Here is a 16,460-nt window from a genome sequence, read left to right on the forward strand (position 1 = left end):
TCACCGGACATCAGGGGAAGCCATGACACGTACGCCGGCCCGTAGCCGTACCCGTTCAGCCGCGCTCGCCTCCGCGGCCGCCGCCCTCGCGCTCTTCGCGACCGCCTGCTCCGGCGGTGGTGACGGCGGCGGTGACGGCGGCGGCAAGGAGGACACCGGCGGCAAGGAGAACGCCGCCGACAAGGCCTTCAAGGAGCGCGAGTGCCTGCGCAAGCACGGTCTGAAGGTCGCCGAGCCGAAGTCGGGCGAGGACACCAGCGGCATCACCATCGGCGGCGATCTCAGCAAGGAGAAGATGCAGAAGGCCCTCAAGGAGTGCACCGGCAAAGGGCCGGGATCGGCGGGCGGCGGCGGGATCTCCCAGGCCGACAAGGACAAGATGCTCAAGTACGCCCAGTGCATGCGCAAGAACGGCTACAACATGCCCGACCCGAAGTTCGAGGACGGCATGGCGCGCGCGATGCCCGCGCCCAAGGGCGCCGAGATGAAGAAGATGGAGAAGGCGGCCAAGGCGTGCAAGGGCATCGTCGGATGAGGCGGCGCACGGCAGTCGTCTCGGCGGTCGTCGCGCTGCTCGCGGTCACCGGCGCCGGTGTCGCCGTCACCGGCCTCACCGGGTCCGGCGGCGACGACGGCGGACCGGCGCGCGGAGCGGACCTGCCGCCCGCCACCGCGTCCGTCGAGCGCGGCGACCTCAGCAGCGGCACCCAGGTCGACGGCACCCTCGGCTACGCCAAGGAACGCAAGGTCAACACGGGCGGCGCGGGCATCCTCACCTGGTCGCCGGGCGCGGGCGACACGGTGCGGCGCGACGGGCGGCTGTACGAGGTCAACGGCACGCCCGTGCGCCTGATGTACGGCACCCAGCCCATGTACCGCACCCTCAAGACGGGCTCCGAGGGCGAGGACGTACGGCAGTTGGAGCGGAACCTCCAAGCCCTTGGGTACGCGGCCGGGCTCGCCGTCGACGACACGTACACCGCCGGCACGGCGGCCGCCGTCAAGCGCTGGCAGAAGGCGCACGACCGTCGGCAGACGGGCCGGGTCGGGCCCGGCGACATTGCCTTCTCGCCGGCCGCGGTGCGCGTGAAGTCCGCGGACACGGCGGTCGGCGACCAGGTGTCGCCCGGCAGGCCGGTGCTCACGACGACCGCCTCTGAACGGGTCGTACGTTTCCAACTCGACGTGTCCGAGGGCAAGTTGGCGAAGGTCGGCACGAAGGTCGAGGTGGCGCTGCCGGACGGGTCTTCGGCGTCGGGCAGGGTGGCCTCGGTCGGCCGGACCGCGAAGCCCGGCGACGACCCGGCCGACAAGACCCCGAAGATCCCGGTCACGGTGTCCTTCGACGACCCGTCCGAGGTGGGCGGCTTCGACCAGTCCCCGGTCACCGTGAACCTCACCGGCGAGACCCGCGAGGACGTCCTTTCGGTGCCGGTCAACGCGCTGCTCGCGCTGCCCGGCGGCGGGTACGGCGTGCAGGTCGTCGCGGACGGCCGGGCTCGGCAGGTGAAGGTGAGGCTCGGCATGTTCGGTTCGGGCCGGGTGGAGGTCAGCGGCCCGGGGCTGCGGGCGGGGACGAAGGTCGGGGTGCCGAAGACATGAGCACGCAGCGAAGGGTTCCGGCCGTGGGCTCCGGTGCCGCAGAGGCCGCGCACTGCGGTGTCGAAGACGTGGCCGCGGGCCCCGGCGCCGACGTCCGGGCCCGCCCGGGGACCGGCCCCCGCCCCGTCGTCCGCCTCGCCGGTGTCACCAAGGAGTACCCGGGCGGTGTCGCCGCCCTGCGCGGGGTCGATCTGGACGTCGGCGAGGGCGAACTCCTCGCCATCGTCGGCCCGTCCGGCTCCGGCAAGTCCACGCTCCTGCACATCGTCGGCACCCTCGACCGGCCCACCGCGGGCACCGTGGAGATCGCCGGGCACGACGTGGCCGCGCTGTCCGACCGGAGCCTGTCCGCGCTGCGGGCGCGCCGCATCGGCTTCGTCTTCCAGGCCTTCCACCTCGTCCCGGGCGTCAGCGCCCGCGACAACGTGGCCGAGGGCCTGCTCTACTCCGGCCTGCCACGCGCCGCGCGCCGGGCCCGCGCCGCCGAGGCCCTGGACCGCGTCGGCCTCGCCGACCGCATGCGGCACCGGCCGCACGAACTGTCCGGCGGCCAGAAGCAGCGCGTCGCCATCGCCCGCGCGGTCGTCGGCGCACCGGACCTGCTGCTCGCCGACGAACCCACCGGAGCACTCGACTCCGCCTCCGGCGAGGCGGTCATCGAACTCCTCCACGGCCTCAACTCCGAGGGCGCGACGATCGCCGTCATCACGCACGACGCGCAGATCGCGGAGCGGCTGCCCCGGCAGGTGCGGATCCGGGACGGGCGCGTGGTCGGCGACGTACGAGCGACGTACGAACGCCGTACGAGCAGGGAGCTGTGACGCGATGACCGGTAACCCTACGAAGCGGCTGCGCGCCGCCCGGCTGAGTCCCCGAGACGTCGCCCACGTCGGCGCGTCCGGGCTGCGCAGCCGGCCGATGCGCGTGGTCCTCTCCGCCCTCGGCATCGCGATCGGCATCGCCACGATGGTCGCCGTGGTCGGCGTATCGGCCTCCAGCAAGGCCCAACTCCTGGAGCGCCTCGACACGTTGGGCACGAACATGCTGGTGGCCGCGCCCGGCGACCCGATGTTCTCCGGGGAGAAGCTGACGCTGCCGAAGGGCGCCGTGGGCCGGGTGTCCCGGATCGAGGGCGTCGAGGACGTCGGCGCCACCGGCGACCTCGACCGCACGGTGCGGCGCAGCGAGAAGATCCCCGAGGGCGAGACGGGCGGCATCGCCGTCAAGGCGGCCACGGAGGGCCTGTTGGAGGTGTTGCGCGGCAAGATGGCGAGCGGTACGTGGCTCAACGCGGCCAACGCCCGCTATCCGTCGGTCGTGCTCGGCCATGTCGCCGCCCGGCGCCTCGGCATCACGTCGCCCGGCCAGCAAGTCTGGATGGACGACCGGTACTTCACGGTCATCGGCATCCTCGCCCCGCTGCCGCTCGCGCCCGACGTCGAACGCGCGGCGCTCACCGGCTGGTCGGCGTCGACGTCGCTGCTCGGCTTCGACGGCCACCCGACGTCGGTGTACGAACGCTCGGCGGACGCGGCCGTCCACGACGTACGCGAGCTGCTCGCCCCGTCGATCTCGCCGCAGAGCCCGCGGGACGTGCAGGTCACCGACCCGTCGGCGGCGCTCCAGGCGAAGGCGGCGACGGAAGGGGCCTTCTCCACCCTCCTGTTGGGCCTCGGCGGCATCGCCCTGCTGGTCGGCGGCGTGGGCGTGGCCAACACCATGATCATCTCGGTGCTCGAGCGTCGCTACGAGATCGGTCTGCGCCGTTCCCTCGGCGCGACCCGCGGCCAGATCCGGGTCCAGTTCGTCACCGAGTCCCTGATGCTGTCGGGTCTCGGCGGCCTGGCGGGCGTCGCGCTCGGCGCGGCGGCGACGGCCGCGTACGCGGCGTCCGGGGACCTGCCGTGGGTGGTGCCCCTGTGGTCGGTGACGGCGGGCTTCGGCGCGACGCTGGCCATCGGCACGGTGGCGGGCCTGTACCCGGCGGTACGGGCGTCCCACCTCTCACCGACGCTGGCGCTGCATGCGGCGTAGGCGGGGCCCTGCCGGGGGCTCCCCAATCCCACCCCTTCCCGAAACCGGGGGCTCTGCCCCCGGACCCCCGCTCCTCAAACGCCGGAGGGGCTGGATTTCCCGCCCGAAGGGCGAAAAGGGCGGGTGGGTGGGGAAAAGCCCGTCCGGCGTTTGAGGACGAGGCGCGGAGCGCCGATCAGCGGTGCCCCAGGACAGGCCCGGACCGGGCGCAGGCGGTCACCCCTCCAGCGCCCCCGCCAGGTCCAGCGCCGCCGCAACCCGCGCAGCCACGCTCTCCGCGTACGTCGCGTCCGCCCGATCGAACTGGGTGCGGGCCGCCCCCCGCAGGAACGTCACCACGCCCAGCGTCCGCCCCCGGCTGCGCAGCACCGCGCACAGGGCGTGGACGGAGGACTCCGGCCACTGCCGGGCGCGGGCCCAGTCGCGGGCGCGCTCGGCGGCGGCGAGGCCCGCGCTGGCCCGCACCGACCCGACGCGCTCTACGCACTGCGGCGCCGGATGACCCTCCATGTACCGCACGGGCAGGAGGGCCTTGCCGGCGGGCAGGCAGGGGCCGGGGGCGCCGGCGGGAGTGGCGGCGGCGCGCACCAGGCGGGTGTCGGGCTCCTCGCCGACGAGCACATCGATCAGGGCGTGGTCGGCGAACCCGGCGAGGGCGAAGTCGAGTTGGACGGTGGCCGCCTCCATGGGGTCCTCGCACTCGGCGGCGGCGCGGGCCGCGCGGTGCAGCTGCTGGGACCGGAACCGGAGCTGCGCGGCCTCCTGCTCGGTCTGCTTGGCCTCCGTCACGTCCTGGAAGAGCCAGCCGACGCCGAGCGGAACCGGCTCCTCGGCGAGCGGCGAGCCGAGCCGCAGGAACCCGCTGCGCCAGCAGCGCCGTTCGGGCTCGCCGGCCTCGCCGCGCACGGCCACCCACATCTCGGCGGGCGCGGGCGGCGCGCCTTCCGCCAGCACATGCGTGAGCGCGCTCTCCAACTCCTCGACGCCCTGGGCGAGCACCTCCCCGAGCGGCCGCCCGAGCAGCGCCGTGCGCCCCATGCCCAGGGCGCGCGCGGCGTGTTCGTTCACCACCGCGGGCCGCAGGTCGGCGTCGACGAGGACGACTCCCCAGGAGGCGTTCTCGAACAGCGCCTCGCTCAGCGCGATGGACCGCTCCAGGTCGATCTGGGCGTGCACCTCGCTGAAGGCGCAGTAGACCCCGCTGGGCTTGCCGTCGCCGCCGCGGACGGCGGCGGACTGCGTCCGTACCAGCACCCGGCCGCCGTCCTTCGTGACGAGGGCGAACTCGTCGACCTGACGCCCCGGCGCGTGCATGGCGGACATCAGCCGCCCCTCGACCTCCTCCGCGTCGGCGCTGCGCACCGCCCAGCCCGCGAACCCGGGCCGGCCGACGGCCTCCTCGGCCGTCCAGCCGAGGATGCGCTCGGCCTCGCGGTTCCAGTGCGTCACGACCCCGTCGGCGTCGAACGCGCACAACGCGGCGTCCATCCCGTCGAGCAGCGCGGCGAGCAGCTCGGCTCCGCCGGGCTCGGGCTCTTCGGGACCCAGTTCGTCGGTGGTTCCGCTCTGTCGGGAAGCACTCACCCGGACCCCCCTGCAGGCCGTGTCCTCGTTGAATGAGTCGTCCATGTCCTCACGAACCGCGTGTTCCGCACGTCAGATCATTCAACTTGAACGTGACCCAGCCCACAGTAAGTTCCCGGAAGTCGAGGCAAATCATTTCGAAGATCACCGTAAGCCGGACAGGCGCGATCGCGCACCGGCGTTCCGCCTTATCAGTCGGTGCTTGATAGTTGAAGATTTTTTGCTTCTTGTTGAATCAATCAAGAATTATGCTTTACTTCACACGCGTGACATCGGGCCAGGATTCGAAAGTCCTGTACGCCCAAGTTCCGTATGTGCAAGGGAGGTTGAGCGAGCTCTGCTCGCGGATCACGGGGCTCGGTCATGACGGTCGGTGCGGCAGGACCGCCGTGCATGGCACCTCGCCGATGCGACGGAAAGTGACTTAAGCACGGGGGAGATCACAGTGTTGAAGATCAAGTTACTCGGACCCCTTCAGGTGCTCGACGACGAACGACCGGCCACACCCTCCGCTCCCAAGGTCCGCCAAGTGCTCACGCTGCTGGCGGTGCGGAGCAACAGCACGGTGCCGCAGCGGCAGCTCATCGAGGAGGTGTGGGGCGAGTTCCCGCCCCCCAGCGCCACCACCACGCTGCAGACGTACATCCACCACCTGCGCAAGCTCCCCGGACTCGGCTCCGGCGGGCGGCCGGGCCTCGACAGCGGGACAGCCGCGCTGCTCACCGTCCCGGGCGGCTATCACATGGTGCTGCCGCACGGGCGGGTGGACGTCCAGGAGTTCGACGAGCTGGCCTCCGTGGGGCGGCACGCGATGGAGGAGGGCGAGGTCCCCGAGGCGGCGGACGCCCTGCACCGCGCGCTGGCCCTGACCCGCGGCCCGGTGTTCAGCGACGTCGTGTGCGGCCCGGTGCTCAGCGTCGACGCGGTCCACCTGGAGGAGCGGAGGTACGAGGTCCTGGAGGCGCGGATCGACGCCGACCTGCTGCTCGGCCGGCACCACCAGCTCGTCAGCGAGCTGTCCGGCCTCGCCGCCGACAATCCCACGCGCGAGGGCCTGCACGGCAAGCTGATGATCGCGCTGTGCCGCGCCGGGCGACGCCCCGAGGCGCTGGACGTCTTCCGCAGGCTGCGCCGCGTGCTCGCCGACCAGCTGGGCGTGGAGCCCGGCCAGGAGCTGCAGGCGCTGCACCGCCAACTCCTCGACGGTGACCCGGCCCTGAGCCGGGTGGGTGCGCGCAGTCACCTGGTGCGCCACCTGGAGCCGCGCGCCTCCGCCGCGACGGCCACGCTGCCCGCGGTAGGCGAGCTGATCGGCCGCGACCGGGACAGCGCGCTGATCTCGGGCATGCTGACCGAGGGCAGCCCGCTGGAGGCGCCGCGCCGCGTCGCGGTCGCGGGGCCTCCCGGCTCCGGAGTGACCAGCCTCGGCCTGCACGTCGCGCACGGCGTCGCCGGGGCGTATCCGGACGGCTGCTTCTACGCGTCCTTCGGCGACCCCGCCGCGCCGCGCCCGCTCCGCGAGGTCCTCGGCAGCCTGTTCGGCAGCGCGGGCTTCCGCGGCACCGCCGTGCCCGACGGTACGGCGGAGCGCGTCCAACTGCTGCGGTCCTGGGCCAGGGGCCGGCGGGTGCTGCTCGTCCTGGACGACGTGGAGAGCGCCGAGCAGGTGGCCGAGCTGCTCCCCCCGGACTCCGGTTCCGCGCTGCTCATCCTGGCCCACCGGCGGCTGCGCGGGCTCGCGTTCGCACAGCGCATGGACATCGAGCCGCTGGACGCCCGGTCCGCGCTCGAGCTCGTGCGCTACGCCCTGGGCCAGCGCGGCCTGGCGGACCCCGCCGACCTGCGTGAACTGCTCGTGCTCACCGGCGGGTTGCCCGGCCCCATGCTGGCCGCCGTCGACCTGCTGACCCTGCGCCCTCACTGGTCCGTGCGGCAGCTCACCGGCTGGACCGAGCAGCGCCTGACGCGCGAGTCGGACCCGCCGCGGCACCAGCCGCTGCACAGCGTCCTGCGCCGGGTCGCGGGTCTTGAGCCGGAGGCCCGCACCGCGCTCGTCCAACTGGCCGGCCTGCCGGAGAAGGTCATTACCGTGGAGTCGCTGCGCCCCCTGCTCGGCCTGCACGCGGACGACACGGTGGAGCTGCTCGAAGGACTCGTCGAGTGCTTCATGCTCGACGCCGAACCGGCCATCAGCGGCACCACGTCCTGGTTCTTCCAGTACTGGATGTCCCGTCCCGTGCGCAGCGCGCTGCGCTCGCTGCCCGAGGAGCATCTGCTCAAGTTCCCTTCTCGCGACTGCTCTCCACGAACCTGCTGACCCCGTCGAGGACCCGCTGCAGGCCGAACTCGAAGTCGGTGCGCTGCTCGGTCGGGCCCAGCGCCTCCCACATCGCGGTGAGTGCCGGATAGCGCTCGAAGTCGACGAACTCCTCCAGGAGCGGGTCGTACCGCTCCCACCACTGCGCGGCACTGAGGCCCGTGCGCCGCTCCAGGAGGGCCACACCGGTCAGCGAGGTGGCCGCGCCGTGCACGTAGTCGTCGACGAGGTTGATCACGGCGAGCTGGTCCTCGAAGGACAGGCCGAGCCCGCCGACGGTGGTGAGCCTGGCCTCCAGGCCGGCCAGCACGTTCGGACCCAGCGGCGGGCGCCCCATGCTGACCTCGAGCACCCAGGGGTGGCGGTGGTAGATCCGCCAGCTCGTCCTCGCGTGCCGCTCCAGGCCGGCCCGCCAGTCCTCCCCGGGCGGGCCGGGCTCGGCGGACGGCTCGGCGACCCGGTCCACCATCAGGTCGACCAGCTCGTCCTTGCTCGGCACGTAGGAGTACAGGGACATGGCGGTGACGCCGAACGACTCGGCCACCCGCCGCATCGTCAGGGACGCCAGGCCGTGCTCGTCGGCGAGATCGATCGCCCGGCTCACCACGCGCTGCACGCTGAGCCCGCGTTTCGGGCCGCGCCGGGGCTGCGGTTCGGCCCCCCAGAGCAGTTCGAGCGCGCGCCGGGCGTCCCCGCTGCCCCCTGTGTGCTGTGCGGTCATCCTGCTCCTCCGATGCGGCGGTCCGGTGGAAACACTGTACGTGCTAAGGTGTTTTAAAACTCGATACAACGTAAGAAGTTTGGAGGCGTAATGATCACCGCCAGCGGACTGACTCGCACCTTCAAGGTCAAGGACGGTGTGGTGCACGCCGTCCGCGGCCTCGACCTCGACGTGGCGGAAGGGGAGTTCGTCGCGTTCCTGGGCCCCAACGGCGCCGGCAAGAGCACCTCGTTACGGATGCTGACCACGCTCCTGCCGCCCACCTCCGGCCGGGCGAGTGTCGTCGGCCGCGACATCCGCACCGACGCCGTCGAGATCCGCAAGAACATCGGCTACATCGGCCAGGGCAACGGCTCGGGCAACGAGATCCGGGTGGTGGACGAACTCACCTCGCACGCCCGCTACTACGGCATGAGCCGCCGCGCGGCCCGCGCCCGCGCGCACGAACTGATCGAGGCCATGGCCCTCGAGGGCCTGGAGAAGCGGGTCGCGGAGCGGCTGTCCGGGGGGCAGCGGCGCCGCGTGGACATCGCGCTCGGCCTGATGCACTCGCCCCGGCTGCTGTTCCTCGACGAGCCGTCCTCCGGCCTCGACCCGCACAACCGCGCCATGGTCTGGGAGCACGTCCGGGGCCTCCACCGCGACGGCATGACGATGTTCCTCACCACGCACTATCTGGAGGAGGCCGACCAGCTCGCCGACCGCGTCATCGTCGTCGACCAGGGGCGCGTCATCGCCGACGACACCCCGGAGCGGCTGAAGGCCGACCAGGCGGGCGACCTCATCACCTTCACCACCCACGACGACGCCGACGCCGTGCTCGTCGCGCACCACTCCGAGCGCGTCACGACCCGCGAGCGCGTCACCGTCGACGGCAACCAGGTCCGCGTCCGGGTCGCGCACGGGGACGAACTGCTCCCGGCCTTCCTGCGCCACCTCGACGCACTGGAGATCAAGGTGCGCGGAGTCACCCTCGACCGGCCCACCCTCGACGACGTGTTCCTGTCCATCACCGGCCGCAGCCTGGAGGAGGCGGACGCCCAGTGAAGCTCCTCAACGACTCGCTCGCCACCTTCGAGCGGGAGATCCAGCCGGTACTGCGCGAGCCCGTCGCGCTCGCCTTCGCCATGCTCCAGCCGCTGCTGTTCCTCGTCCTGTTCGGCCCGCTCCTCGACACCATGCCGGGCATGGAGGGCTCGGCCTGGGAGTGGTTCGTGCCCGGTGTCATCGTGATGCTGGCGCTCTTCGGCACCTCGCCCTCCGGTGCCAACCTGCTCTCCGAGATCCACACCGGCAGCTATGAACGCACCCTCGTCTCCCCGGCCCGCCGGAGCGCGTTGCTCATCGGGCGAACCGCCAAGGAGGCCGCCATCCTGCTCGGGCAGGCCGTGCTGATCACCCTGGGCGCGCTGCTGTTCATCGAAGTCGACTTCGATCTGCTGGGCATCCTCGCCGGGCTCGTCCTGCTGATGCTGTTCGGGCTCGGCGTGGGCGCGCTGTCCAATGCCCTCGCGCTGGCGGTCAACCGCCGCGACTACCTGTTCATCGTGGTCCAGCAGACCCTGCTGTTCCCCTTGCTGCTGCTCTCCGGGATGCTCCTGCCGATGGAGCGCGGCCCCGACTGGCTCAAGCTGCTCGCCGACATCAACCCGGTCACGTACATCGTGGACGCCGAACGCGCCCTGTTCACCGGGGACTTCGGCAGCTCATCGGTGGGCTGGGGCCTCCTCTCCGGCATCGGCATCGCCGCCGTCGGCCTCGCCCTCGGCATGCGCGGCATGCGGCGCGCCGGCGTCTGACGACGGGACACACTCATGACGGAACCCCACCCGCACCAGGCCGGCACCGACAGCACACCGACGATGCGGGCGCGCCCGCTCGCGATCGACGGTGCCTTCGAGTTCACCCCGCGTTCCTTTCCCGACGAGCGCGGCCGGTTCCTCTCGCCCTTCCAGGAACCGGCGTTCACCGAGGCGACCGGACACCGCCGGTTCCCGGTCGCCCAGACCAACCACAGCCACTCCCGCCAAGGGGTGCTGCGCGGCGTCCACTTCACCGCCACACCCCCCGGGCAGGCCAAGTACGTCTACTGCCCGTACGGCAGGGCGCTCGACATCGTCGTCGACCTGCGCACCGGCTCGCCGACGTTCGGCCGCTGCGACACGGCGCTCCTGGAACCCCGGTACCTCCGTGCCGTCTACCTCCCGGTCGGTGTCGGGCACGCCTTCGTCGCGATGGCCGACCACACGCTGATGATGTACCTCGTCACCAGCAGCTACGCCCCCGAGCTCGAACTCGCCCTCAACCCCTTGGACCCCGAGCTGCAACTGCCGCTGCCCGAAGGGCCCGAGCTGCTCATGTCCGAGCGCGACTGCGCCGCGCCCACCCTCGCCGAGGCCCGCGACCAGGGCATCCTGCCGCGGTACGCCGACTGCCTGGCACTGGCCGAGGAGCTGCACGCATGACCGGCCGCGGCACGACGGGCACCGAACCGCCCACGGTCGTCGTGCTCGGCGCCTCCGGGTTCCTCGGCTCCGCGGTCACCGAGGTGCTCGCCCGGCGGCCGGTGCGGCTGCGCGCTGTCGGCCGGCACGCCGAGCCGCGCGCGCCGGAGCGCGGGGCGGCCCGGTTCGAGGCCCGCACCGCCGACCTGGCGGTGCCCGGCCGCCTTGCGGGCCTGGTCGCGGACGCCGACGTGGTGGTCCATCTCGTCGCGCACACCGACGGCGGCTGGCGCAGCGCCGAGCGGGCCGAATCGGCGGCCGCGGCGGAGCGGGTCAACGTCGGCCTCGCCGAGGACCTCGTGGCCGCGTTCGCGGCGGCGCGCCGCCCGGGGCCGCCGCCCGTCGTCCTGTTCGCCGGGACGACGAGCCAGAGCGGCCCCACGTACGGCAGGCCCGTCGACGGCACGGAGCGGGACCGCCCGCTGAGCGCGTACTGCGCCCAGAAGCTGCGCGCCGAGAAGCTGCTGAAACAGGGCACCGAGGACGGCCTGGTGCGGGCCGTCTCGCTGCGGCTGCCCACCGTCTACGGCCTCGCGCCGCGCCCCCGCAGCGAGCGCGGCGTGGTGGCCGCCATGACCCGGCGCGCGCTCGCCGGGCAGCCGCTGACCCTGTGGAACGACGGCACCGTGCGCCGGGACCTGCTGCACGTCCAGGACGCCGCGGCCGCGTTCGCCGCCGCCCTCGACCACGCCGACGCGCTGGCCGGCGGGCACTGGCCGGTGGGCACCGGCGAGAGCGTGCCGCTCGCCGAACTGTTCACGCTGATCGCGTGGACCGTCGCCGAGCACACCGGGGAGCGCGCGGTGCCCGTACGGACCGAGCCGCCGCGGGACGGGGCGGTGGGCGCCGACCAGGAGAGCGTGCGGGTCGACCCCGCGGCCTTCCACGGCCGGACCGGCTGGCGGCACGCGATCCGCCCGCGCCCGGGCGTCCGCCGCACCGTCGGCGCACTCGTCGCCCGGGAGGCGCACACCTCAAGCCGTCCTTGAGCCGCGCTGATCCGCCCTCAAGCCGCCGTGAAGACCGTGCCACGACGATGGTCGAGACCAACGGGACCGAACGGCGAAAGGGAAGCCATGAGGGTGCTCGTCACGGGGGGCGCGGGGTTCATCGGATCCTGCTTCGTGCGCACCGTCCTGAAGGACGGCGGGCCGGACAGTGGCTCGAACCGGGCCGGCGCGACGGCCGAAACGGTCACCGTCGACACGGCCGGCGCGACGGGCGACACCGTCACCGTCCTCGACAAGCTCACCTACGCGGGCAGGCGCTCCAACCTGCCCGCGCACCACCCGCGCCTCCACTTCGTCCGCGGCGACATCCGCGACCGCGCCCTGCTGCGGAAGCTGCTCCCCGGCTGCGACGCCGTCGTGCACTTCGCCGCCGAGTCGCACGTGGACCGCTCGCTGCACAGCGCGGACGCGTTCACCGAGACCAACGTGCTCGGCTCGCAGGTGCTCTTCGACGCCTGCCTGGAGGCGGGCGTGGAGCGGATCGTGCACGTCTCCACGGACGAGGTGTACGGCTCCGTCACGGCCGGCGCCTCCAAGGAGGACGACCCGCTCCTGCCCAACTCGCCCTACGCGGCGTCCAAGGCGGCCTCCGACCTGGTGGCCCGCGCCTACCACCGCTCGCACGGGCTGCCCGTCGTGGTGACCCGCTGCGCCAACAACTACGGCCCCCGACAGGACCCCGAGAAGGTCATCCCGCACTTCGTGACCAGGCTGCTCGACGGGCAGGACGTCCCGCTGTACGGCGACGGATCCCACGTACGTCAGTGGCTGCACGTCAGCGATCACTGCCGGGCGCTGCGCCTGGTCCTGGAGAAGGGCGAGCCCGGCGAGATCTACAACATCGGCGGCGGCACCGCGCTCAGCAACCGGGAGCTGACCTTCCGGCTGCTGCGGCTGTGCGGGGCCGACGCCGGCCGGATCCGGCACGTCACGGACCGCAAGGCCCACGACCTGCGCTACGCGGTCGACGACTCCAAGCTCGCCGCCCTGGGCTACCGGCCCCAGGTGCCCTTCGACGAAGGGCTCACGCGCACCGTCGAGTGGTACCGCAGCCATCGAGACCATCGCAGCCATCGAGACCACCGAGAAGGGAACGTCGCTTGACTACCAACGTATGGAGCTACCTCCCCGAGTTCGAGCAGGAGCGGGACGACATCCTCGACGCGGTCCGGACCGTCTTCAGCTCCGGCACGCTCATCCTCGGCGAGAGCGTCCGCGGCTTCGAGGAGGAGTTCGCCGCGTACCACGGACTGCCGCACTGCGTCGGCGTGGACAACGGCACCAACGCCGTGAAACTCGGGCTGCAGGCGCTGGGCGTGGGCCGGGGCGACGAGGTGATCACCGTCTCCAACACGGCGGCGCCCACCGTCGTCGCCATCGCCTCCACCGGTGCCACCCCCGTCTTCGTCGACATCCGCGAGGACGACTACCTGATGGACATCGAGCAGGTCGAGGCGGCCGTCACCCCGCGCACCAAGGTGCTGCTCCCGGTCCATCTCTACGGCCAGTGCGTGGACATGGCGCCGCTGGAGCGGCTGGCGGAGCGGCACGGTCTGACGATCCTGGAGGACTGCGCACAGGCGCACGGCGCCACCCACCACGGCCGCCGCGCGGGCGCGATGGGACACGCGGCGGCGTTCTCCTTCTACCCGACCAAGGTGCTCGGCGCGTACGGCGACGGCGGGGCCGTCGTCACCTCCGACGCCGAGGTGCACGCCGACCTGCTGCGGCTGCGCTACTACGGCATGCGGGACCGCTACTACGTCGTGCAGACCCCCGGCCACAACGCCCGCCTGGACGAGGTGCAGGCCGAGATCCTGCGCCGCAAGCTGCGCCGCCTGGACGACTACGTGCGCGCCCGCGGCCGGGTCGGCGAGCGCTATGCGAAGGCGCTGGCGGGCACGGATCTCGTGCTGCCCGCGACGGCTCCCGGCAACACCCACGTCCATTACGTGTACGTGGTGCGACACCCGCGCAGGGACGCGGTCATCGAGGCGATGCGCGCCCACGACGTCAACCTGAACATCAGCTATCCCTGGCCGGTGCACACGATGAGCGGCTTCGCGTACCTGGGCTACGCGCGCGGCTCGCTGCCGGTCACCGAGCGGCTTGCGGGCGAGATCTTCTCGCTGCCGATGTATCCCTCGCTCCCCGAAGCCGAGCAGGACGCCGTGATCGACGCGCTGCACAAGGTGCTGCGCGAGGTGTGAGCGCCGGGGGTGTGAGCCTCAAGGGCGTGCCGCCCGTACGAACTCCTCGAACTCCGCGTAGTCGTAGAGGTAGTCGTCCGGGTCGTACGGTGCCGAGGCGAGCACCAGGCAGATCGCGTCGGCCGAGAAGCCGGTGAACTCCGTCCACAGGTGCGGCTCGATGTGCAGGGCCCGGCCGGGGCGGTCCAGGCGCACCCGGGCCCGGCACGTGCCGTCGTCCACGGTCACCTCGAAGGAGCCGGAGACGGCGACGATGAACTCGTTCAGCTCCCGGTGCGCGTGCAGACCCCTGGCCACGTGCGGCGGCACGCCGTGGACGTAGAAGACCCGCTCGACCCGGAAGCCGAGCTGCCGGCCGCTCTCGATCACCGTGAGGGAGCCGCGCGGGTCGGTGTGCTCGGGCAGGTCGACGAGCCGGCAGCCGCGCACCTCGGACAGCGGTGCCAGCGGGGACCGCGCCTGCGGTGTGTCCGGCTTCGACGGTGCGTCCGGCGTGTGATCAGCGGCCATGGAACCCTCCCGGGGGTACAGACGGTGCGGACAGCAGGCTGTGCAGGCACGCGATGAGGCTGCGGGCCTGGACGTTGACGTAGTGGCTGTGCTGGAGCAGGGCGGCGAGTTGGTGCGGCGTCACCCAGCGGAAAAGGTCCTGGTGGTCACCGGCCAGGGACTCCGGGTCCCGGTCGGTGGCGACCACCAGATAGCGGTTCCTGGCGTGGTAGAAGCGCCCGCCCTCCTCGGAGAGCGTGGCGTCGAACAGGATCCGGGACCGCGGGGCCGCGAGGACCTCCGCGAGCAGCGGCGGCCGCGCGGACGGCGGCAGGTGCGCGTAATTGGCGGGCGTGCACTGGACGGTGGGGCCCAGCTCGGCGACGTCGGCGTAACCGGGCTCGCGATGGACCCCGGTCAGGACGTGCGGGGTGCCGTCGAACCAGCGCAGCAGGAAAGCGATCACGCCGCCCTCGCGGGGCCGCAGCATGGGCTGCTGCCAGCTCGTGACCTCGCGGTGCGCCGACTCCGCGTGCACGCCGATCACGTCGAAGTAGCGCCCCTGCTCGTGCGCGATGCGCTCCGGGGTCCTGACCCAGTCGGTCACCGCGCGCAGCGGCACGCGCCGGACCCGCAACGGCTCCTCGCAGCGATGGGCGGTGAGCCAGCTCAGCAGCTCGGCCTCGCTGTGCCGGGGCGTGCCGGGGGTGCCGGGCGGCGGCAGCTGGGACAGGACGCTGCGCGCGTCCATGTTGACGTAGTCGCCGGCGGCCAGGAGCCGGTGCAGTTCGGCGCGGGTCGTCCAGCGGAACCCGTCGGCGAGTCCGACGTCCTCCGTCACCTCGACGATCATGTTCCGATTGCGCTTGCGCAGGAACCAGGCTCCCTGTTCCGACTGCCGTACGTCGGCGAGCACCCGGTGCCGCCGGGGGTCCTGGAAGTAGCCGAGGTACGGCACGGACCGGCCGCGGTGCACCCGGGTGTAGTTGCTGCGGGTGGCCTGCACGGTGGGGGAGAGCTGGTGCCCGTTGTGGTTGCCCGGCTCGGCCTTGGCCTGCATCAGGTAGTGGCGTACGCCGTTGAACTCCTTGGCGAGCAGACCGAGTACGCCCACCTCGGGCTGGTCGATGATCGGCTGGCTCCAGCCCGTGCCGGTGCCGTGCGCGTCGCCGTCCCGGCGCTGGACGCTCAGCCCGGCGACGGTGAAGAAGCGGCCGCTGCGGTGCCGGATGTCACCGGTCTCCGGGTCGGTCTCCCAGCCGTCGAGGCCGGCCAGCGGCATACGGCGCACGCGCATCGCGGAACGGCGGCCGACGTCGCGCAGCCAGGCGACGGACGGCTCGGCTTCGCCCACCTCGGTCTTGCCCACGTCGGCCTGGGTCAGGTCGGCCTCGCCCACCTCGGTCTCGTTCACGGGGTGCCCGTCCCGGCCAGCGCGGACAGCGGCATCTCGACCCTGCGGTCGATCTTGTCCTCGGCCCAGGTCCGCAGGTCGATCAGCCACCACCGGTCGACGGTGACGCGGTAGAGCCGGTGCACGCCGGGCGGCCTGAACGCGGCCGGCGGCAGCGCCCACTCGGAGCGCACCTGTGGGTCGGGGAAGACCGTCTCGAAGAAGTACCGGTGCGTCTGCCGGAGTTCGCCGTCCGGCACCTCGGCGCAGACGCCGGTGAACTGGGCGCCCTCGACGGGTGCGATGGCGACGTCGGTGGCCGCACCGGTGACGAACAGGGAGCCGGCCACCCGGGCGTTCGCGGCGATGTCTCTCCCGTGCCGGGTCCGATGGGACGAGCAGAACAGCAGCCGCAGTGGATCCGGCTGCCACTCGTAGTGCAGCGCGGCGGACCAGGGGCCGCTCCGCGGCGAGCACGTGGCCAGCGTCAGATAGCGGGTGCCGGCCAGCAGGCGCAGGGTGCGCGCGGCCAGTTCCTCGGGCGTTGCTCCGGATCCGACGGGCGTCGCTCCGGGTTCGACGGAGGTCAAGAGGAC

16 protein-coding genes are annotated in these 16,460 nt (G+C 72.6%); 11 read left to right on the forward strand and 5 right to left on the reverse strand.

Going from position 1 to position 16,460, the window contains the following annotated elements:
• Positions 1 to 22: 22 nt before the first annotated feature.
• Genes AC0KTA_RS21025 through AC0KTA_RS21040 form a run of 4 tightly spaced genes read left to right on the forward strand, consistent with a single transcriptional unit; the run spans position 23 to position 3,636 of the window.
• Positions 23 to 535, forward strand: coding sequence for a hypothetical protein (locus AC0KTA_RS21025; RefSeq protein WP_481049754.1), 513 nt, complete (start codon positions 23 to 25; stop codon positions 533 to 535).
• Complete coding sequence (locus AC0KTA_RS21030; protein WP_481049755.1) at positions 532 to 1,602, forward strand: efflux RND transporter periplasmic adaptor subunit; 1,071 nt, start codon at positions 532 to 534, stop codon at positions 1,600 to 1,602. Before AC0KTA_RS21025 ends, AC0KTA_RS21030 begins: the two co-directional genes overlap by 4 nt.
• Positions 1,599 to 2,423 carry an ABC transporter ATP-binding protein gene (locus AC0KTA_RS21035; protein WP_481049756.1) on the forward strand — a complete coding sequence of 275 codons (825 nt, stop codon included), beginning with the start codon at positions 1,599 to 1,601 and terminating at the stop codon, positions 2,421 to 2,423. Before AC0KTA_RS21030 ends, AC0KTA_RS21035 begins: the two co-directional genes overlap by 4 nt.
• 4 nt (positions 2,424 to 2,427) lie before the next feature.
• Positions 2,428 to 3,636 carry an ABC transporter permease gene (locus AC0KTA_RS21040; protein ID WP_481049757.1) on the forward strand — a complete coding sequence of 403 codons (1,209 nt, stop codon included), beginning with the start codon at positions 2,428 to 2,430 and terminating at the stop codon, positions 3,634 to 3,636.
• 216 nt (positions 3,637 to 3,852) lie between these two features.
• Here AC0KTA_RS21040 and AC0KTA_RS21045 read toward each other — a convergent pair whose 3' ends face one another.
• A complete protein-coding gene (locus AC0KTA_RS21045) occupies positions 3,853 to 5,220 on the reverse strand; it encodes a PAS domain-containing protein (RefSeq protein ID WP_481049758.1) in 1,368 nt (455 codons plus the stop codon).
• Positions 5,221 to 5,668: 448 nt separating this feature from the next.
• Between AC0KTA_RS21045 and AC0KTA_RS21050 the strand changes: the two genes are divergently transcribed.
• On the forward strand, positions 5,669 to 7,537 hold the full coding sequence (locus AC0KTA_RS21050) for an AfsR/SARP family transcriptional regulator (RefSeq protein ID WP_481049759.1): 1,869 nt from the start codon (positions 5,669 to 5,671) through the stop codon (positions 7,535 to 7,537).
• Here AC0KTA_RS21050 and AC0KTA_RS21055 read toward each other — a convergent pair.
• On the reverse strand, positions 7,497 to 8,258 hold the full coding sequence (locus tag AC0KTA_RS21055) for a TetR/AcrR family transcriptional regulator (protein WP_481049760.1): 762 nt from the start codon (positions 8,256 to 8,258) through the stop codon (positions 7,497 to 7,499). The two genes, AC0KTA_RS21050 and AC0KTA_RS21055, sit on opposite strands and share 41 nt — an antisense overlap.
• Before the next feature lie 90 nt (positions 8,259 to 8,348).
• Here AC0KTA_RS21055 and AC0KTA_RS21060 point away from each other — a divergent pair, with 90 nt between their 5' ends.
• The 6 genes from AC0KTA_RS21060 to AC0KTA_RS21085 all read left to right on the forward strand — a co-directional run bounded on the left by AC0KTA_RS21060 (position 8,349) and on the right by AC0KTA_RS21085 (position 13,982).
• Positions 8,349 to 9,305 carry an ATP-binding cassette domain-containing protein gene (locus AC0KTA_RS21060; RefSeq protein ID WP_481049761.1) on the forward strand — a complete coding sequence of 319 codons (957 nt, stop codon included), beginning with the start codon at positions 8,349 to 8,351 and terminating at the stop codon, positions 9,303 to 9,305.
• Complete coding sequence (locus tag AC0KTA_RS21065) at positions 9,302 to 10,057, forward strand: ABC transporter permease (protein ID WP_481049762.1); 756 nt, start codon at positions 9,302 to 9,304, stop codon at positions 10,055 to 10,057. Before AC0KTA_RS21060 ends, AC0KTA_RS21065 begins: the two co-directional genes overlap by 4 nt.
• 15 nt (positions 10,058 to 10,072) lie before the next feature.
• Positions 10,073 to 10,723 (forward strand): dTDP-4-dehydrorhamnose 3,5-epimerase family protein, encoded by a 651-nt coding sequence (locus AC0KTA_RS21070; RefSeq protein WP_481049763.1) that lies wholly within the window; start codon positions 10,073 to 10,075, stop codon positions 10,721 to 10,723.
• Positions 10,720 to 11,751 (forward strand): NAD-dependent epimerase/dehydratase family protein, encoded by a 1,032-nt coding sequence (locus AC0KTA_RS21075; RefSeq protein ID WP_481049764.1) that lies wholly within the window; start codon positions 10,720 to 10,722, stop codon positions 11,749 to 11,751. Before AC0KTA_RS21070 ends, AC0KTA_RS21075 begins: the two co-directional genes overlap by 4 nt.
• Before the next feature lie 87 nt (positions 11,752 to 11,838).
• Complete coding sequence (locus AC0KTA_RS21080; RefSeq protein ID WP_481049765.1) at positions 11,839 to 12,876, forward strand: dTDP-glucose 4,6-dehydratase; 1,038 nt, start codon at positions 11,839 to 11,841, stop codon at positions 12,874 to 12,876.
• On the forward strand, positions 12,873 to 13,982 hold the full coding sequence (locus AC0KTA_RS21085; RefSeq protein WP_481049766.1) for a DegT/DnrJ/EryC1/StrS family aminotransferase: 1,110 nt from the start codon (positions 12,873 to 12,875) through the stop codon (positions 13,980 to 13,982). The genes AC0KTA_RS21080 and AC0KTA_RS21085 overlap by 4 nt, the downstream gene beginning before the upstream one ends.
• Before the next feature lie 18 nt (positions 13,983 to 14,000).
• Here AC0KTA_RS21085 and AC0KTA_RS21090 read toward each other — a convergent pair whose 3' ends face one another.
• The 3 genes from AC0KTA_RS21090 to AC0KTA_RS21100 are packed head-to-tail and all read right to left on the reverse strand — an operon-like array spanning position 14,001 to position 16,454.
• Positions 14,001 to 14,492: a sugar 3,4-ketoisomerase gene (locus AC0KTA_RS21090; protein ID WP_481049767.1), complete on the reverse strand. Its 492-nt coding sequence runs from the start codon at positions 14,490 to 14,492 to the stop codon at positions 14,001 to 14,003.
• The gene (locus tag AC0KTA_RS21095) at positions 14,482 to 15,885 is read right to left on the reverse strand and encodes an NDP-hexose 2,3-dehydratase family protein (RefSeq protein WP_481049768.1); all 1,404 of its coding nucleotides are present in this window, start codon (positions 15,883 to 15,885) and stop codon (positions 14,482 to 14,484) included. Before AC0KTA_RS21095 ends, AC0KTA_RS21090 begins: the two co-directional genes overlap by 11 nt.
• A complete protein-coding gene (locus AC0KTA_RS21100; RefSeq protein WP_481049769.1) occupies positions 15,882 to 16,454 on the reverse strand; it encodes a pyridoxamine 5'-phosphate oxidase family protein in 573 nt (190 codons plus the stop codon). The genes AC0KTA_RS21095 and AC0KTA_RS21100 overlap by 4 nt, the downstream gene beginning before the upstream one ends.
• Between the last annotated feature and the right edge of the window lie 6 nt (positions 16,455 to 16,460).

The sequence above is a fragment of the Streptomyces sp. Y309 genome (assembly GCF_056712025.1).

Excerpts from the sequence above, each read along its gene's own strand:
- AC0KTA_RS21025 (WP_481049754.1), top strand. The coding sequence starts at position 23 with ATGACACGTACGCCGGCCCGTAGCCGTACCCGTTCAGCCGCGCTCGCC.
- AC0KTA_RS21090 (WP_481049767.1), bottom strand. The coding sequence starts at position 14,492 with ATGGCCGCTGATCACACGCCGGACGCACCGTCGAAGCCGGACACACCG.
- AC0KTA_RS21080 (WP_481049765.1), top strand. The coding sequence starts at position 11,839 with ATGAGGGTGCTCGTCACGGGGGGCGCGGGGTTCATCGGATCCTGCTTC.
- AC0KTA_RS21070 (WP_481049763.1), top strand. The coding sequence starts at position 10,073 with ATGACGGAACCCCACCCGCACCAGGCCGGCACCGACAGCACACCGACG.
- AC0KTA_RS21075 (WP_481049764.1), top strand. The coding sequence starts at position 10,720 with ATGACCGGCCGCGGCACGACGGGCACCGAACCGCCCACGGTCGTCGTG.
- AC0KTA_RS21055 (WP_481049760.1), bottom strand. The coding sequence starts at position 8,258 with ATGACCGCACAGCACACAGGGGGCAGCGGGGACGCCCGGCGCGCGCTC.
- AC0KTA_RS21035 (WP_481049756.1), top strand. The coding sequence starts at position 1,599 with ATGAGCACGCAGCGAAGGGTTCCGGCCGTGGGCTCCGGTGCCGCAGAG.
- AC0KTA_RS21030 (WP_481049755.1), top strand. The coding sequence starts at position 532 with ATGAGGCGGCGCACGGCAGTCGTCTCGGCGGTCGTCGCGCTGCTCGCG.
- AC0KTA_RS21040 (WP_481049757.1), top strand. The coding sequence starts at position 2,428 with ATGACCGGTAACCCTACGAAGCGGCTGCGCGCCGCCCGGCTGAGTCCC.
- AC0KTA_RS21060 (WP_481049761.1), top strand. The coding sequence starts at position 8,349 with ATGATCACCGCCAGCGGACTGACTCGCACCTTCAAGGTCAAGGACGGT.